This is a genomic window from Nocardia sp. X0981 (assembly GCF_977089955.1).
This window is the reverse complement of the sequence record NZ_OZ372435.1, coordinates 5,860,790-5,877,313: the sequence shown is the minus strand read 5'-3', so window position 1 is coordinate 5,877,313 and position 16,524 is coordinate 5,860,790. Positions and strand designations below refer to the sequence as shown.

Genomic DNA, 16,524 nt, shown 5'->3' with positions numbered 1-16,524 from the left:
AATAGTCGATGCAGTGTAGGTTCCGGGCGACCGGTCGACAAGGGAGCGTGTCGGATGGCCCCTGCGGCCTCACCGCCCACCCGCCGGGTGGTTGCGGTGATCGAACTGCTCGCGGAATCCGAACGCGCGCTGACCGTATCGGAAATCGTGACGCGCCTGTCGTTGGCCCGCGCGACCGTGACGGCGGTACTCGGTGAACTGTGCGCGGCGGGCTGGGTGGTACGGGATACCGGCCTGGCGTACCGGCTCGGACCCGCTCTGGAGCGGCTGGGCGTGGCGGAACCGGCCGCGGCCACCGCCGCGATCCGGGCGGAACTGGCGGCAGCGGCCGACGCCGCCGGTTGCGGGGCCACCCTCGGCCGGATCTCCGGTGAACGACTCACCATCGTCGCGAAGCACTACGCGGGGGAGCGTATCGTGCCGGGACTTTCGGTGGGCCAGTCGATCCCGGTGACCTATCCCGCCGGCGCCGCGGTCATGCCGTGGCGTACGGCCGCCGTCCGGGAGCGCTGGCTCGGTTCGGCGGGTGAGCGGACCGAGGCGCGGGAACTGCTGGATTTCGTCACCACGCACGGCTTCGCGATGTTCCGGCCGGAAACCGACGACGCCGGGCTGGTCGATGTACTCACCGAACTGCTCGGAGCCATCGGGGCCGAACTCCTGCAACCCGCGCTCCGTACCCGGGTGCTGCGTCAGCTCGGGCGCCTGACCTCCCGCGCCTACTCCGCCGCCGATATCGACGTCCCGTATCCGCTGCCGGTCAGCTATGTATCGGCTCCGGTCCTCCGCGGCGGCGAGGCGCCCTACGAACTGCAGCTGGGCCCGTTGCGGGCGGAGGTCGGGCCGGTGGACCGGGCCCGCTATATCGATATCGTCCGCGCGGGCGCCCAGGCGATTTCCGTGGCCTTGCAGACGGCGGGCGAGCAAGAGTGAGGGGGAGGCATCGGGGGCGCTCCGGGCCGGGTGGCGCGGCGCGGGTACGGATTCAGATGTTCGTACCGGCTCGCAGCACCCGGGCCAAGGCCTGCGGGGTCCAGTGGGTGTCCGCACCGGGCCGGCTGGCGAGATAACCGGCGGTTTCCCGCAATGACCACCGGTGGGCGTCGCGGAGACCGGTCGCGATATGGCGGAGATAGGCGGCCGCGGGCGGGTTACCGCTGAGATCGCGCCAACGCCAAGGGGCTGTGCAGGTCATAACCGGTATGCCCGCGTAGGTGCCCGGGCACACCAAGGTTTCGTAGCGACCGGGGCCGAGCCGGGAACTCCCGGCGCGCAGTACCTCCGTGAGATCGAGATCGGTACCGGGCGACCGGTACATCTCCTGGGCGACGAGATCGCTGAACTGAGCCCGGCTCAGGAGATATACCCGGACCGCGGTCCCGGAGAGGGTGCTCGGATCGTAGAAGGCGCAGCCCCCGGTCCAGATGGCCGATTCCGAGGCGAAATAGAGCAGGCCGGGCAGTACGAGGCCGGCCGAGCATACCGGGGAGGCCCGGTCGCGCCAGCCGCCCGCCAAGGGCCCCGCGGCGTACTCGGTCGCGCCGGGCGGAGCCGTCCCCATGGCATAGCAGTTCAGTCGTTGCGGGTTCGTGTTCGAACCATAGGCCGCATACCAGATCCGGTCCGGTATGCCGGAGCGGCGATCGTAGGGGTGCGTGGCCATGGTTTCTCCGTTTCCGGCCGGAGCACGGGACGGTGGCCGGAACGGCTCGATGGCCGGTCCGGCCACCTGTCAGATCTTACGGATCACGGTGACGACCTTGCCGAGAATCCGCGCGTCGTTGCCCGGAATGGGTTCGAACAGCGGGTTGTGCGGCATCAGCCAGACGTCCTCGCCGCTGCGTTTGAACGTTTTCACGGTCGCCTCGCCGTCGAGCATCGCGGCGACGATATCGCCGTTGTCGGCCACGTTCTGCTGGCGGACGACCACCCAGTCGCCGTCGCAGATCGCCGCGTCGACCATGGATTCTCCTACGACCTTGAGCAGGAACAGCGATCCGTCGCCGACCAGTTCGCGAGGGAGGGGGAAGACATCCTCCACGGCCTGTTCGGCCAGGATCGGGCCGCCGGCGGCGATCCGTCCGAGTACCGGCACATAGGTGGGAACCGGCTGCTCGGTATCGGTGGCCGGGGTGGGCCGGCCCGGTGTGGTGGTCTCGGCGGGGGCGAGGGTGGTGACCGACCGTACGGCCTCGTCCATACCGCGGACGTCCACGGCCCGGGGACGATTGGGGTCGCGCCGCAGGTATCCCTTGCGTTCCAGGGTGCGCAGTTGATGTGCGACGGAGGAAGTGGAGTTCAGCCCCACCGCGTCACCGATTTCGCGGATGCTGGGCGGATAGCCGCGCAAGCTGACCGAGGAGCGGATGACTTCGAGCACCTTGCGCTGGCGCACGGTGAGGTCCGTGCCGTTCGCCGCCGGCTCGGCGCCGGGGCCGGCCCCCGCGTCATCTGATCGGCTCACTACAACCGCCCTTTCTCATCGATCTCCGGTCCGGTGGATCTGCGTCCCGGCGAGCGGGCCCGGCCCGGCCGTGCTCGAAGTTCATGTCGTGCAGTGAATCTAGTCCGCGCACTCCGATCTATCAAACATCTGTTCGAGGTATGTCCGGCGTTGCTACTGACATTATCCCTCGAACGTGGTAGAAATCGAACACCAGTTCGTCGAACATTTGATCGAATACCGCTCGCGGTTCCACCGGCAACCAGCACGGAGGTCTATCCGATGAACACTGCCACCAGCGCGTTCCGCACCGGTACGCGGGAAGACGCCACCGGGCGGGCACCGTCCGTTCCGATCCAGCTGGGGGAGACCGGAACAGACGGTCCGGCCGGGGGTGGGTTGCCGGTGCGAACGACGCCACGGGTCCGCCCGCCCCGCCCCTGCCCCGCGGTGCCGCGAGGAAGCGGGGCGGGCGGCCGTGCGGTGGCAATGGCTCCGCGCCCCGCCGTGGCCCACCGCTGCCGTCCGGCCCGGCCGCCGCAAGCCGCGCCGGCCACTCCCGCGGAACTGGTGGAGCGTGCCCGGGCCGGGTACGCGGCGACGGCGCTGACGGCGGTCGTCAGCGCGGCGGTGGTGGTCGCCTTCCTGGCCCTGGCGCATCTGCGTGCCCCCGACCCGGCTCCGGCACCGGCCGTCCCGGCCCCGCCGGTGGAGGTGGGCGCTCCCTGACCGGGATAACATGACGGTCTCGTGTGCGTCCGGTACCGGGGTGAGCGCACCCACGAGACACCCCGTGCCGGTATTCTCGACCGTGGTATGCCGATGTGCCGGTGCCCGTCACCGGCTCACCCGGTACCGGGCACCCACCCGGTACCCGCGCTCGCCGGGCCCGCGACCGGTGCCGGTCCGGCCGCGAGCGTTCGCAGCGACGAAGGACCCCGGATGCACTGCCCGTACTGCCGACACCCCGACTCCCGGGTCGTCGACTCGCGACTGGCCGACGAGGGCGCCGCCATTCGCCGCAGACGCGCGTGCCCGGAATGCGGTCGCCGGTTCACCACGGTGGAAACGGCGATCCTGTCGGTCGTCAAACGCAGCGGGGTCACCGAACCGTTCAGCCGCGAGAAGGTCATCAGAGGGGTACGTCGCGCCTGCCAGGGCCGGGAGGTGGACGACGACGCGCTGAACCTGCTCGCCCAGCAGGTCGAGGACGCGGTACGGGCCAAAGGGGCGCCGGAAGTGCCGAGCCATGAGGTCGGGCTGGCGATACTCGGGCCGTTACGCGAACTGGACGAGGTGGCGTATCTGCGCTTCGCCTCCGTGTATCGCTCGTTCTCCTCGGCCGAGGATTTCGAGCGGGAGATCCGGGAGATGCGGCGGGCCCGGGCCGCGGCCGTCGGCGCGGGGGAGTGACCAGGCGGGCGAGTACCGCATGCCGGTCTCGCGGGTGGCACACCGAGACCGGTGAACGCTCGGCACGGAACCGGGCGGATCAGCGGCGGACGGCCCCGATCGCCTTCTGGATCCGTTTCAGCGAAACCGGATGCGGGGTGCCCAGTTTCTGTGCGAACAGGCTCACCCGCAGCTCCTGGATCATCCACCAGATCTCGGTGACCTCGGCCGCGTTCCGGCGCGATTCCGGCAGCCGGGCGAGCAGCTGATCGTAAGCGCTCAGCGCGGCGTCGACCTCCGCCATACTCTGGCGGTCCCGCGCGGCCGAAGCGGGCAATGCCGCGAGCCGGGCCGCCGCGGCCCGCAGATACCGGGGTAGCTCCCGGAGCCGGGCCGGACCCCATCGTGCGATGAAACCGGCGAAGAGCAGCTCGTCCAGCTGGTCCCGCACATCCTGGGCGATATCGGCTTCCCGGGCCGCGGCGAGCGCGGTCGATACCTCGTGGGTGGCGGCCAGCACCGGAACCACCAGCCGGATGATCCGGATCACCACATCGTTCAGTTTCGGCCTGATCGCGGTGAGGAGTTGCTCGAAGCGGGCCGGATCGCGTACCGGTCCGCCCGCCGCCGCGATGAGCTGATCGGCGGCCGCGGCCCGGCAGTCCTCGACCAGGGCCTCCACCGAACCGTACGGGTTCTGGCTCAATACCAGCCGGTCCGCCGGCGACAGACCGGCCGTCACCCCGCGCACCGAGGTGGGAATCGCGCGCAGTACCAGCGCCCGAGTACCCGCGCGCATAGCCCGTGCCTGTTCGGCCGGAGTTTTGAGCACCCGGACCGCCACCCCCTCGCTTTCCGGGACCAGCGCGGGATATCCGGTGATGGTCTGCCCCCCGACCTCCCGGCGCACTGTCGGCGCCAGCGTGCCCAGGGACTCCGATGTCCACACTGTTGCCGGGGCTCGTTCCGCACTCGCGGTCGCCGCCGCCACCGAAGCCGAGACCTGATCCGCGAGCCGGCTCCGCAGCTGGGCCAAACTCTTACTGGTGGCGAGGATTTCGCCGTCGGCACCGGTGGCGGCGAAGGTCATCCGCAGATGGTCGGGAAGCGCGCCCGGATCCATATCGCCGGGTGCGATGGGTGTGGCCGCGAGCCGGGTGAGTTCCCGGGCCAGCCCGGTGCGCAGCGGTTCGGCGCGCGGCGTGAGCGCGGACAGGGCGGCCGCCGCGAAGTCCGGTGCGGGCACCACCGCGCGGCGCAGTTGTTTGGGCAGGGTTTTGATCAGCCCCGCGGCCAGCTCCGTACGCATTCCGGGGACCAGCCAGTCGAACCCGACCGCCCGCACATGGGCCAGTTGCGCCACCGGGATGTGGACCGTCACCCCGTCGTCGGCCCGGCCCGGTTCGAACTGGTAGCTGAGTGGGAAGGACAGCTCCCCCTGGCGCCACATGTCCGGGAAAGCGGCGGGATCCAGGCGGTCGGCGCCCTCGTTCACCACGGTGTCGGTGGTGAAATCCAGTTGGTGGGGATCCTGGCGGCGCGCTGTTTTCCACCAGGTGTCGAAATGCCGTACCGAGACGATATCGGCCGGGATCCGGCGGTCGTAGAACTCGAACAGGACCTCGTCGTCGACCAGGATGTCGCGGCGGCGGGCCCGGTGTTCGAGATCGGCGATATCCTCGAGCAGCGCGCGATTGTGATGGAAGAACTCGTGCCGGGTCTGCCACTCGCCCTGGACCAGGGCATGCCGCAGAAACAGTTCCCGGGAGATCTCCGGGTCGATCCGGCCGTAGTCGACAGGCCGCCCGGTGACCAGAGGTATGCCGTAGAGCGTCACCCGTTCGTAGGCCCGGGCCGCTCCGCGCTTGGCCGACCAATGAGGTTCGGAGTAGGTGCGTTTCACGAGATCACCGGCGAGCCGTTCCGCCCATTCGGGTTCGATACGAGCGGCCATCCGGCCCCACAGACGCGAGGTCTCCACCAATTCGGCCGCCATCACCCAGCGTGGCGGTTTCTTGGCCAGCGCCGAACCCGGGAATATCATGAACTTCGCGTTCCGCGCGCCGAGGAATTCGCGGGATTCGGCTTCGCGCACCCCGATATGCGACAGCATGCCCGACAACAGAGCCTGATGGATGGCGGTCGCGTCCCACGGGTCGGTATCCGGCGTCATCTCTTCGACCCGCCGTGGCCCGGTGTGCTGCCGGGTGGGCGCGGTGCTGTCGGTAGGTGCGCCCGCGGCCGGAGAATCCGGTGTACCGCCTTTCCGGCCGCGCCGGCGGCGCGTGACCGGTGCGCCGGGGCCGCGTTCGGCCGGCCCGGCCTCCTTCCGGGTATCGGTCCGGTCGTGCAGCGACCAGCCCATCCCTTTGGTGATGGTGCGCAGCTGTCCGTAGAGGTCCTGCCATTCGCGGATCCGTAGATAGTGCAGGAACTCCTCCCGGCACATCCGCCGGAAGCGATTGGCGGACAGGGTTCTTCGCTGGCCGGTCAGGTACTCCCACAGCCGCAGGTAGGCCAGGAAATCGGAGTTCGGCACGGTGAACCGGGCGTGCTGGGCGTCCGCCGCCTGCTGCTGGTCGGCCGGGCGTTCCCGGACATCCTGGATGGAGAGGGCGGCCACGATCACCAGGACATCGGCCAGGCAGCCGGTGCGGTGCGCCTCGACGAGCATGCGGCCCATCCGGGGATCCACCGGCAGCCGTGCCATCTCCCGGCCGGTGGGGGTGAGCACCCGGCCCGTCGAACGGGTTCCGGCCTTCTCGCCGGACTCCGTGCCGGCGGCGGTCTCGGATCGCGACCGGCCCGGCTCACCGGCGGCGGATTCCGCTACCGCCGCACGGCCGTCCGGCGGCGGCGAACCGGCCGGCGCCGCGCGCCCATCGGCCGCCGCGGACCCCGCAGCGCCGGCGCGGGTGAGGGCACCCAGTTCCTCGAGCAAGGCGATGCCGTCGCGAACAGCCCGGTTGTCCGGGGCCTCGACGAAAGGGAACCGTTCGATCTCACCCAGACCCAGCGCGGTCATCTGCAGGATGACCGCCGCCAGATTGGTGCGCAGGATCTCCGGATCGGTGAACGCGGGCCGGGACTCGAAATCGTCCTCGGAATACAGGCGAATGCAGATACCGTCCGCGACACGGCCGCAGCGGCCGGCCCGTTGCCGTGCCGACGCCTGCGAGATCGGCTCGATCGGTAGGCGCTGCACCTTCGTACGCATCGAATACCGCGAGATCCGCGCGGTGCCCGGGTCCACGACGTACCGGATCCCCGGCACGGTCAGCGAGGTCTCGGCCACATTCGTCGCCAGCACGACCCGGCGGCCGGTGTGCGAGGCGAAAACCCGGTGCTGTTCGGCGGCCGACAGGCGGGCATAGAGCGGCAGGATCTCCGTGCGGGGCAGCTTCAGATCCTTCAGGGCGTCGGCGGTATCGCGGATCTCCCGCTCACCGGAGAGGAAAACCAGGACATCGCCGTCGCCTTCGGTGAACAATTCGGTGACCGCCGCGCAGATCGCGTCCACCGGGTCGCGGTCCACCGCCCGCTGCTCGTCCTCTTCCGCCTCGTCCTCCGCCGGAACCGGCAGCGCGAGCGGGCGGTACCGGATCTCCACCGGATACGAACGGCCGGAGACCTCCACGATGGGGGCCGGATCACCCGCGTCGTCGGTGAAATGCCGGGCGAACAGTTCCGGATCGATGGTGGCCGAGGTGATGACGATCTTCAGATCCGGGCGGCGCGGTAGCAACTGCTTGAGGTAGCCGAGCAGGAAATCGATATTGAGGCTGCGTTCGTGGGCCTCGTCGATGATGATCGTGTCGTAGGCGCGCAGCAACCGGTCCCGCTGGATTTCGGCCAGCAGGATCCCGTCGGTCATCAGTTTCACCAGAGTGTGCTCGGCGGCCTGATCGGTGAAACGCACCGTGTAGCCGACCGCGTCGCCGAGTTCGGTGTCCAGTTCCTCGGCGATCCGTTCGGCGACCGTCCGCGCCGCCAGCCGGCGCGGCTGGGTATGGCCGATCGCACCGCGGATACCGCGACCGAGCTCGAGGCAGATCTTGGGGATCTGGGTGGTCTTCCCGGAGCCGGTCTCCCCCGCCACGACCACCACCTGGTGGGCGGCGATGGCGGCGGCGATATCGTCACGGCGCCCGGTCACCGGAAGTTGTTCCGGATAGGTGATCACCGGTAGCGCCGCGCGCCGGGCCGCGATGCGTTGTTCGGCGGCCGTGATCTCCGCCGCTACCCGGGAGAGATCGCCGCCCCGCGCCCGATCCAGCTGCCTGCGCAGCCGGTGTTCGTCGCGGAGGGTGAGAGAGGCCAAGCGAGTGCGAAGCTCCCGCTGGCTGACTGCGGTCCTGGTCATTGCGTCAACCAGGGTAACGAAGCCGGGTGGGGCGGCCGCTGCGGCCTGGACCGTTCGTGGTGTCGCGCGGCGCGGCGCCGGGAGAGCGCGGGACCGCGGGCCGGATCGTGGGGTGTGGTGCGAACCGTCCGGGATACCCGTCCGGACCACGAGGGGGAGCTGCCACGGTAATGGTCATGCGACCATGGGAGGGTTGCTATCTCCGCGAAAGGCAGTGCGGCATGGCCGAATTCGAGATCTATCAGATGGGGATGCGCCTGCTGGTTGCGGCGGCTTTCGCGGTTGCGGCGCTGGTGGTGCTGGCACGGGTGTTCGGCCGGCCGGTACTGGTCACCGGCGAGCGCGGCGGTGCAGCCCACTGCGCGGACGGCGACCACGAATCCGATGCGGCGCACCTACTCATGTGCGCGGTGATGCTGATCATGGTGTTGTTTCCGCAGCAGCTGAACGGGCACGCCCTGCACGGTCTGCTCCTCGCGATGACCCTGGTGTTCGCGCTGTTGTTCGCCGATCGGGCCGTGCGCTGGTATCGCGAACGCCCCGCCCGGCCCGGGCACCCGGTCGCGGCCCTCGCCTACCATGTGGTCGCGGCCGGGGTGATGCTGTACACGATGTCGGGGCATTCCGGTGCCGGTCACACAGCGGTGCCGCAGCCGCTCGTGGCGTTCGGCTTCGCCGCCCTGTTCCTGATGGACGCGGTCGTGGTGCTCGTCACCGCGCGGACCGGCCGCGGCCGCCGGTGGTCGGCCCACCCGGTGCAGTGGGCACCCGGCCGCGGACTACCGTCGGCGATCCTGCCGCACCTGATCATGGACCTCGGCATGGCGTACATGCTGATCGCCGGCGCGGTGGGCTGAGCCGACAGACCCACTCGGCGCCGGAGGCGGTAGCGGGGAGGGGTCGGCCGCGGCCCGGCCACGGTGCACGGTGGAGATACGCACGTACCGGGGGGCGAGCGCGGCGCGGAGCAGTTCGGCCACCGTACCCGCGCTGTCGGCGGCGGACCCGCAGGTGAACACGTCGACGAAGATGTCACCGGTTTCCGGATAGGTGTGCAGGGACGCATGGGATTCGGCCAGCAGCGCCAGCACCGTGACCCCGTGCGGCCGGAACTGTTGACCCACCACCTCGCAGATGGTGACGCCCGCGCCGGTCAGCGCGGCCCGCAGCGCCGCCTCCAGCGCGACGATATCGTCGCAGAGCGCCCTGTCGACGCCCCCGAACTCGGCCAGCACGTGCCGGCCGGTGAATTCCGCCGTCACCTCTCACCCCCACCCACTTCTACCCTGCCCGTGCCTCATCCCGCCACCACCGAGACCTCGTCGAACACCACATCGCCGGCGGCATCCGATTCGGTCAGGTCCACGGTCGCGATTATCGCCCATCCGCGATCGCCCGCCGGATCGTCGAGTATCTGGCGTACCTCCCAGAACCCGGGACGTGTCTCGATCCGGAACAGCTGCGGGCCGCGTGCGTCCGGCCCGGTACCGATGGTTCCGTACTCCTCGAAGTAGGGGGCGAGGTCGGTCTCCCAGTCCGGACCGGGGGACAGGGCCTCCAGTTCGTCCCAGCGCCGCCGTGCCGCGAGCTCCACCCGGCGGAACACGGCGTTGCGCACCATGACCCGGAACGCGCGTTCGTTGGCGGTGATCGGCCGCACGGTCTCGGCGCCGAACGCGATCTGCTCGGCATCGGTTTCCGCACCGGCACCGGTCAGCTGTTCCCATTCGTCGAGCAGGCTCGAATCCACCTGCCGCACGAGCTCTCCCAGCCATTCGGTGAGATCGTCGAGTTCCTCGGTGCGGGCCGCCTCGGGCACCGTGCGGCGCAACGCGCGATAGGCATCGGCGAGGTAACGCAACACCACACCTTCCGAGCGGGCGAGCTCGTAGTAGGAGATGAGTTCGGTGAAGGTCATGGCCCGCTCCACCATGTCGCGGACCACCGATTTCGGTGACGGGGCGAATTCCGAGAGCCACGGATGCCCGGCCCGGTAGGTCTCGTAGGCGCCCTCGATCAGCTCTGCCAGCGGTTTCGGCCAGGTGATCTCCTCGAGCAGTTCCATCCGCTCGTCGTATTCGATACCCTCGGCCTTCATCTCGGCTACGGCCTCCCCCCGGGCCTTGTGCTGCTGGGCCATCAGCAACTGCCGGGGATCCTCCAACGTCGCCTCCACCAGCGACACCATATCCAGGGCATAGCTGGGTGATCCGGTGTCGAGCAGTTCGAAAGCGGCCAGGGCGAACGGTGACAGCGGCTGGTCCAGTGCGAAATCCCGTTGCAGATCGACCGTGAGGCGGGCATAGCGGCCCTGTTCATCGGGTTCGGGCAGCTGCTGCACCACCCCGGCGTCGCGCAGGGCGCGGTAGAGCCGTACCGCGCGCAGAATATGCCGGCGCTGCGCCGGGCGCGGTTCGTGATTGTCCTCGAGCAGATGCCGCATCGCCTCGAAACAGTTGCCCGGACGGGCGATCACGTTCAACAGCATCGAATTGGTCACCGCGAACCGGGACACCATCGGTTCCGGTGCGGCGGTAACCAGCCGGTCGAAGGTCTCCTCGCTCCACGAGACGAAACCCTCGGGCGGTTTGCGCCGCTGTACCTTCCGCATCTTCTTGGGGTCGTTACCGGCCTTGGCCAGCAGCCGGGTGTTCTCGATCTCGTGTTCCGGCGCTTGCACCACCACCGTGCCCATGCTGTCGAAGCCCGCCCGGCCGGCGCGACCGGCGATCTGATGGAATTCGCGGGCCTTCAGCCGGCGGGTGCGTACGCCGTCGAATTTGGTGAGGCCCGTCAGCAGTACGGTGCGGATGGGGACGTTGATACCGACACCCAGGGTGTCGGTGCCACACACCACTTTGAGCAGGCCGTCCTGGGCGAGGCGTTCCACCAGCCGCCGGTATTTGGGCAGCATTCCCGCGTGGTGCACGCCGATACCGTGGCGGATCAGCCGCGAGAGCGTTTTGCCGAACCCGGAGGAGAACCGGAACTCGCCGAGCGCCTCGGCAATGGCGTCCTTTTCAGCGCGACTGGCGAAATTCGCACTGGTCAGCGCCTGCGCCCGCTCCAGCGCGGCGGCCTGGGTGAAATGCACGACGTACACGGGCGCCTGATGGGTGCTCACCAGTTCGCCGAGCGTTTCGGTGATCGGGGTACGCGCATAGGAGAAGTGCAGGGGCACCGGACGCTGGGTGCCCGCCACCACCGCGGCGGCGCGCCCGGTGCGTCGTTCGAGATCCGCGGCGAAGAAATCGACTTCACCGAGTGTGGCCGACATCAGCAGGAACTGGGCCCGGGGCAGTTCCAGCAACGGAACCTGCCAGGCCCAGCCCCGATCGGGGTCGGCGTAGAAATGGAATTCGTCCATCACCACCTGGCCCACATCGGCGTCGGGACCCTCACGGAGCGCGAGATTGGCGAGGATCTCGGCGGTGGCGCAGATGATGGGAGCGGTCGGGTTCACCGCGGCGTCGCCGGTGACCATACCGACCCGCTCGGCGCCGAACACCTCGCAGAGCGCGAAGAACTTCTCGCTCACCAGCGCCTTGATCGGTGCCGTGTAGTAGGTGCGCAGGCCCTGGGTCAGCGCGAACAGATGCGCGCCCACGGCGACCAGCGACTTCCCCGACCCCGTCGGGGTGGCGAGGATCACGTGCGAGCCGGATGCCAGCTCCATGACCGCCTCGTCCTGGGCGGGGTAGAGCGGCGTGCCCTGCTCGGCGGCCCATGCTGTGAACGACTCGTAGAGCGCGTCGGCGTCGGTTCCCGGTATCTCGAGCAGTTCGGTCAGATCCACCCGGGCCACCCTACGGCGTAGCCGGCACCCGGCACCGGCACGGTCGCCCGGTGCCGGTGCGCGCCGGCGTACTCAGCCGCGTTCGTCGTCGTCGCCGGAGTAGCCACCCTGTTCGGCCAGGAACCGTTCGAACTCGGCGCCCAGCTCGTCGCCGCTGGGCAGCTCGCCCTCGCCGACCAGCAGACTGGACTGCCGCTCCTGAGCGGTGACGAAGGTGTCGTACTGCCGCTCCAGCGCATGCACCACCGTCTCCACCTCGGCGTTGCCGGCGATGTGCTCGTTGACCTGCTCGCGCACCCGGGCCGCTGCCTCACCGAGCGCGGCCAGCGGAATCTGGAGCCCGGCGTTCTCCCCGACATGTTCGAGCAGGGTCTGCGCGGCCTCCGGATACGAGGTCTGGGCCAGATAGTGCGGAACATGAACCGAGAAACCCAGCGATTCGTGGCCGTGCTGGGCCATCCGGTACTCCAGTAGCGTGGAGGCGCTGCTGGGCACCTGCAGCTCGCCCGGCCAGCGCTGATTGTCCGGGATGAGCTCCCGGTTCGACGAATGCGCCGTGACGCCCAGCGGGCGGGTGTGCGGTATGGCCATGGGGATGGCGCTCAGGCCGATGCTGCGGCGCACCCCGAGCTGTTCGGCCAGCAAGCGGACCGCGGAGGTGAACTTCTCCCAGCGCAGATCCGGCTCCATCCCCGCGAGCAGCAGGAACGGCGTACCCGCGGTATCGCGCAGCGCCCACAGGTTCAACTCGGGTTCGGCGTACTCGGCGAAATGGTCGGATTTGAAGGTCATCAGGGGCCGTCTCGACCGGTAGTCCAACAGCTCGTCGACATCGAACGAGGCGACCAGCTCGCTTTCCAGGCTTTCCCGCAGATGAGTGGTGGCCAGCCGTACCGCATGCCCCGCGTCGGAATACCCCTCCAGGCCGTGCACCAGGACGGGGCCCGAGCCGTCGTCGGCCGACAGCTGCGGAGCGGGGAACTCCAATTCGTACATTCGCGACTCGTAGTCCATCGCGTACTCCTTCCTGCGCGATTCGTCGGCGGGCCGGTCGAACAACAGTGCGGGTATTCGCTGCCGCCGCGAGCCGCGAATCACCCTTCATTGTCCCCCATGACGATGAACGGCTACACGCGGCCGCACATCGGCTCCGTTTCCGACAACAGCTACCGCCGCCGGTGAATTCCCCGGACTCCGGTCGGTCTCGTGCCGGGTGGCGACGATGTGGCCGGCGAACATCACCGGGGAGTGTGGCACAGTGCCGGCCGGGATGCGCCCGAATTCCGGGCCGGTGGTGCGCGAGGCGGACGGGCGGCCGGGGCCACCGGGTGGGAAACGAAGTTGTCCACAGCCCGCGGTATTTCCACAGACCTGTCGAATTCTGCTGTTTTCCCAGGTCGCGAGAGGTGACGCCGGATCCTCGGCGCGCATGCTGATGCCATGAACCCCGCTGTGACACCCGCCACTGCCGCCACCGCCACCGCCCGTACGGCGCGTTGCCGTCCCGGGACACGGCGACGATCCGGTACGACCGGGGCCGAGACGGCCCCGACCCGGTACCGGTGCCCCACCGCACGGGCGATGGCGGCCGGGGCGCTGCGCCCCACATCCCGCCCCGGGCCGGATACCGGTCCCGAGCCGGCTGCGCACCGGTACGGGACCGGGGCCGATACCGCCCCGATCCGCTGCGCCGACCGTTCGGGCGACGGGTACGGGCGGCCCCTTTCCGGGCCCGCCCGGCTCGACGAACCCGGCGATCTCATCGCCGCGATCCCCGCGATGCTCGGTTTCCAGCCGGAACGGTCGCTGGTGCTGGCGGTCCTGTGCGCGGCTCCCGGCGCGGCGAACAGCGCGCTCATCGACCTCGTCGTACGGTTCGATCTGCGGCACCCCGCCACCGAGCCTCCCGGCGCCGGCACGACGGTGGCCGCCGCTGCCGCCCGGGTCTGTGCCCGTCCCGGCGTGGTGGGGGTGCTCGCGGTCCTCGTCGACGACGAGCTCCCCGAGCCGGGTACCGCGGTCGCGCACCGTGTGCCGGTACTCCAGGAACTCGAGCGGCGGCTGGCCTCTCACGCTGTACCGATACGGGGCGTCTGGGCCGTCCGGGCGATCGTCGCCGGGCAGCCGTGGTGGAGTCTGACCGTACCGGCGCGCAGAGGCAGGATTGCCGACCCGGTGGCATCGACCGTCACCCTGGGCCGCGTACTGGACGGCCGGCCCATCCATAGCAGCCGGGAGGAGCTCACCGCGCTGATCGCCGTGGAGGACGCGCTACGAGACCGGGTCGCGGAAGAACTCGACGAGGCACGGACCCGGGCCAAGGATCGCTATGCGGCCGCGGCCCGGCGCGACGACCCGGCCGGTTTTCTACGGGGCGAACTGATGACGGTGCTCTGGCTGATCACGAACACCGAGTCCGGAGCGGAATTGAGCCCGCGCGAGCTGGCGGATATCGCGGTGGCCCTGCGCGACCGGGCTGTCCGTGACGCCATGTTCGCCTTGGCGGAAACCGGGCACGCCGAAGCGTCGGAAAGTTTGTGGGGCCGGCTCACCCGTGCCCTGGACGGCGCCGACCGTGCCGAAACGGCAATGCTGCTGGGGTATTTCGCCTATGTACGGGGTGACGGCCCGCTCGCCGGAATCGCTTTGGACGCGGCACTGGAGGCCGATCCGCGCCATTCCATGGCCAATCTGCTGCATACCGCGCTCGAGGCCGGCATGCGGCCCCGCCGCCTGCGCGATCTGGCGCGCTGCGGGCGGGAAACCGCCGCCGACCTCGGTATCGACCTGGATGCGGAGCGGTGACCCACCCCGCGTGGCGGTCAGCGTGCGCTGTGGGCGCGGGAGCCGAGCCCCCGCAGGTACGACCATGCGGTGGAGACGATCTCATCGAGATCGTTGTGCTTCGGCCGCCAGCCGAGTTCGTCGACGGCCCGGCGGCTCGAGGCGATCAGTACCGCCGGATCACCGGCTCGGCGCGGGGCGTCCACCGCGGCGATCGGACCTCCGGTGACCCGTTCACACGCCGAAATCACCTCGCGTACGGAGAATCCCGTACCGCTGCCCAGATTGAAGACGCGGTGGGTACCCGCCGTAGCGCTTTCCAGGGCCAGCAGATGTGCCTGCGCCAGATCCAGGATGTGGATGTAGTCGCGGATCGCGGTTCCATCGGGTGTCGGCCAGTCGGTACCGAAGACCGCGATGGAATCCCGGTGCCCCGCGGCCACCTGCAGCACCAGCGGAATCAAATGGGTTTCCACCACGCGGTTCTCGCCGAGACCGCCGTAGGCGCCGGCCACGTTGAAATAGCGCAGGCTCGTCGCCGCCAGCCCGTGGGCGGCCGAGTACGAGGTGATGGCGTGGTCGATCGCCAGTTTCGAGGCGCCGTAGGGATTGGTGGGCCGTGTCGGCGCCTCCTCGGTGATCGGAACCTGTTCCGGCTCCCCGTAGACCGCCGCGGTCGAGGAGAACACCAGCCGGGGTGTCCCGGTCTCCCGGATCGCCTCGAGCAGCGTGAGGGTTTTCACCACATTGCCGTACCAGTACTTTTCGGGTTGCTGAACCGATTCGCCGACCAGCGATTGCGCCGCGAAGTGCAATACCCCGTCGAACTGCCGCGTCCGCAGCAGTTCCGGCGCCGCCTCGGCGATATCACCGCGGACGAATTCCACGCCCTCGGGTACGCCGTCGGCGTTTCCGGTGGACAGATCGTCGAGGACGACCACGTCGTGGCCCTGCTCCCGCAGAACGAGCGCGCAGACCCCACCCACATAACCGGCCCCGCCGGTAACCAGAAGTTTCATCGATCAGACCAGTTTCACCTGAACGGCGTGGGCCATTTCATCGGGCAATTCGAAACCCGTATGCCCCGGTACCGTGATGACCACCGCGCCCGGTTTGCTCTCCACGGTCACCCGGGCGTCGGGCACCACACCCGCCTCGCGCAACCGTCCGATCACCTCGGGGTCGGTCTGGATATGCTCGGCCAGCCGGCGCACCACCACGGCGTGGGTCTCGCCCTGCGGCAGCTCCGACAAACGCTTCAGCGGCTCTTCCAGGAGTTCGGACGCGGTGATCCCCAATTCGTCCAATCCGGGGATGGGATTGCCGTACGGCGAGGTGGTCGGATGATTGAGCACCTCGACCAGCCGTCGCTCGACGTCTTCGCTCATCACGTGTTCCCACCGACATGCCTCGGCATGGACGTTCTGCCAGTCCAGCCCGATGATGTCGACCAGCAACCGCTCGGCGAGCCGGTGTTTGCGCATCACCGCCACGGCCATACTGCGGCCCTTCTCGGTCAGTTCGAGATGGCGATCGCCCGCCACCAACAGCAGTCCGTCGCGCTCCATCCGTGCCACGGTCTGGCTGACCGTCGGACCGCTCTGCTCGAGACGTTCGGCGATGCGGGCGCGCAGGGGTACTACGCCCTCCTCCTCGAGGTCGTAGATGGTACGGAGATACATCTCCGTGGTGTCGACCAGATCCTTCACTGTTGCCCCTTCGTCGGCACGAATTCTACCTGCGCAC

The 16,524-nt window shown here is 69.3% G+C and carries 13 protein-coding genes; 5 read left to right on the top strand and 8 right to left on the bottom strand.

Annotated elements, in window-relative coordinates:
* The first annotated feature begins 54 nt into the window (after nt 1–54).
* Nucleotides 55–933, top strand: coding sequence for a helix-turn-helix domain-containing protein (locus tag ACYR7D_RS25985; RefSeq protein WP_459547136.1), 879 nt, complete (start codon nt 55–57; stop codon nt 931–933).
* A 52-nt stretch (nt 934–985) separates the two neighbouring features.
* On the opposite strand, the gene ACYR7D_RS25980 is transcribed toward ACYR7D_RS25985, so the two are convergent.
* Nucleotides 986–1,663: a histone deacetylase gene (locus ACYR7D_RS25980; RefSeq protein ID WP_459547135.1), complete on the bottom strand. Its 678-nt coding sequence runs from the start codon at nt 1,661–1,663 to the stop codon at nt 986–988.
* A 69-nt stretch (nt 1,664–1,732) separates the two neighbouring features.
* The gene (lexA, locus tag ACYR7D_RS25975) at nt 1,733–2,464 is read right to left on the bottom strand and encodes a transcriptional repressor LexA (protein ID WP_459547134.1); all 732 of its coding nucleotides are present in this window, start codon (nt 2,462–2,464) and stop codon (nt 1,733–1,735) included.
* A 261-nt stretch (nt 2,465–2,725) separates the two neighbouring features.
* On the opposite strand from lexA, the gene ACYR7D_RS25970 reads away from it, so the two are divergent.
* Both ACYR7D_RS25970 and nrdR read left to right on the top strand, forming a co-directional pair.
* On the top strand, nt 2,726–3,172 hold the full coding sequence (locus tag ACYR7D_RS25970; RefSeq protein ID WP_459547133.1) for a hypothetical protein: 447 nt from the start codon (nt 2,726–2,728) through the stop codon (nt 3,170–3,172).
* A gap of 213 nt (nt 3,173–3,385) precedes the next feature.
* Nucleotides 3,386–3,856, top strand: coding sequence for a transcriptional regulator NrdR (gene nrdR / locus ACYR7D_RS25965; protein ID WP_459550293.1), 471 nt, complete (start codon nt 3,386–3,388; stop codon nt 3,854–3,856).
* Between the two features lie 79 nt (nt 3,857–3,935).
* On the opposite strand, the gene hrpA is transcribed toward nrdR, so the two are convergent.
* Nucleotides 3,936–8,198 carry an ATP-dependent RNA helicase HrpA gene (gene hrpA, locus ACYR7D_RS25960; protein ID WP_459547132.1) on the bottom strand — a complete coding sequence of 1,421 codons (4,263 nt, stop codon included), beginning with the start codon at nt 8,196–8,198 and terminating at the stop codon, nt 3,936–3,938.
* A gap of 221 nt (nt 8,199–8,419) precedes the next feature.
* On the opposite strand from hrpA, the gene ACYR7D_RS25955 reads away from it, so the two are divergent.
* A complete protein-coding gene (locus ACYR7D_RS25955; protein ID WP_459547131.1) occupies nt 8,420–9,055 on the top strand; it encodes a DUF5134 domain-containing protein in 636 nt (211 codons plus the stop codon).
* On the opposite strand, the gene speD is transcribed toward ACYR7D_RS25955, so the two are convergent.
* The 3 genes from speD to ACYR7D_RS25940 all read right to left on the bottom strand — a co-directional run bounded on the left by speD (nt 8,978) and on the right by ACYR7D_RS25940 (nt 13,008).
* Nucleotides 8,978–9,460 (bottom strand): adenosylmethionine decarboxylase, encoded by a 483-nt coding sequence (gene speD, locus ACYR7D_RS25950; RefSeq protein ID WP_459547130.1) that lies wholly within the window; start codon nt 9,458–9,460, stop codon nt 8,978–8,980. The genes ACYR7D_RS25955 and speD overlap by 78 nt on opposite strands.
* 35 nt (nt 9,461–9,495) lie before the next feature.
* Entirely contained in the window at nt 9,496–11,994 is a 2,499-nt protein-coding gene (locus ACYR7D_RS25945) for a DEAD/DEAH box helicase (protein ID WP_459547129.1), read from the bottom strand.
* Between the two features lie 72 nt (nt 11,995–12,066).
* Nucleotides 12,067–13,008 carry a PAC2 family protein gene (locus ACYR7D_RS25940; RefSeq protein ID WP_459547128.1) on the bottom strand — a complete coding sequence of 314 codons (942 nt, stop codon included), beginning with the start codon at nt 13,006–13,008 and terminating at the stop codon, nt 12,067–12,069.
* 426 nt (nt 13,009–13,434) lie between these two features.
* On the opposite strand from ACYR7D_RS25940, the gene ACYR7D_RS25935 reads away from it, so the two are divergent.
* Nucleotides 13,435–14,799 (top strand): DUF4192 domain-containing protein, encoded by a 1,365-nt coding sequence (locus ACYR7D_RS25935; protein WP_459547127.1) that lies wholly within the window; start codon nt 13,435–13,437, stop codon nt 14,797–14,799.
* Between the two features lie 17 nt (nt 14,800–14,816).
* Here ACYR7D_RS25935 and galE read toward each other — a convergent pair whose 3' ends face one another.
* A complete protein-coding gene (gene galE / locus ACYR7D_RS25930; RefSeq protein ID WP_459547126.1) occupies nt 14,817–15,797 on the bottom strand; it encodes a UDP-glucose 4-epimerase GalE in 981 nt (326 codons plus the stop codon).
* Nucleotides 15,798–15,800: 3 nt separating this feature from the next.
* Entirely contained in the window at nt 15,801–16,487 is a 687-nt protein-coding gene (locus ACYR7D_RS25925) for a metal-dependent transcriptional regulator (RefSeq protein WP_459547125.1), read from the bottom strand.
* Nucleotides 16,488–16,524: the final 37 nt, after the last annotated feature.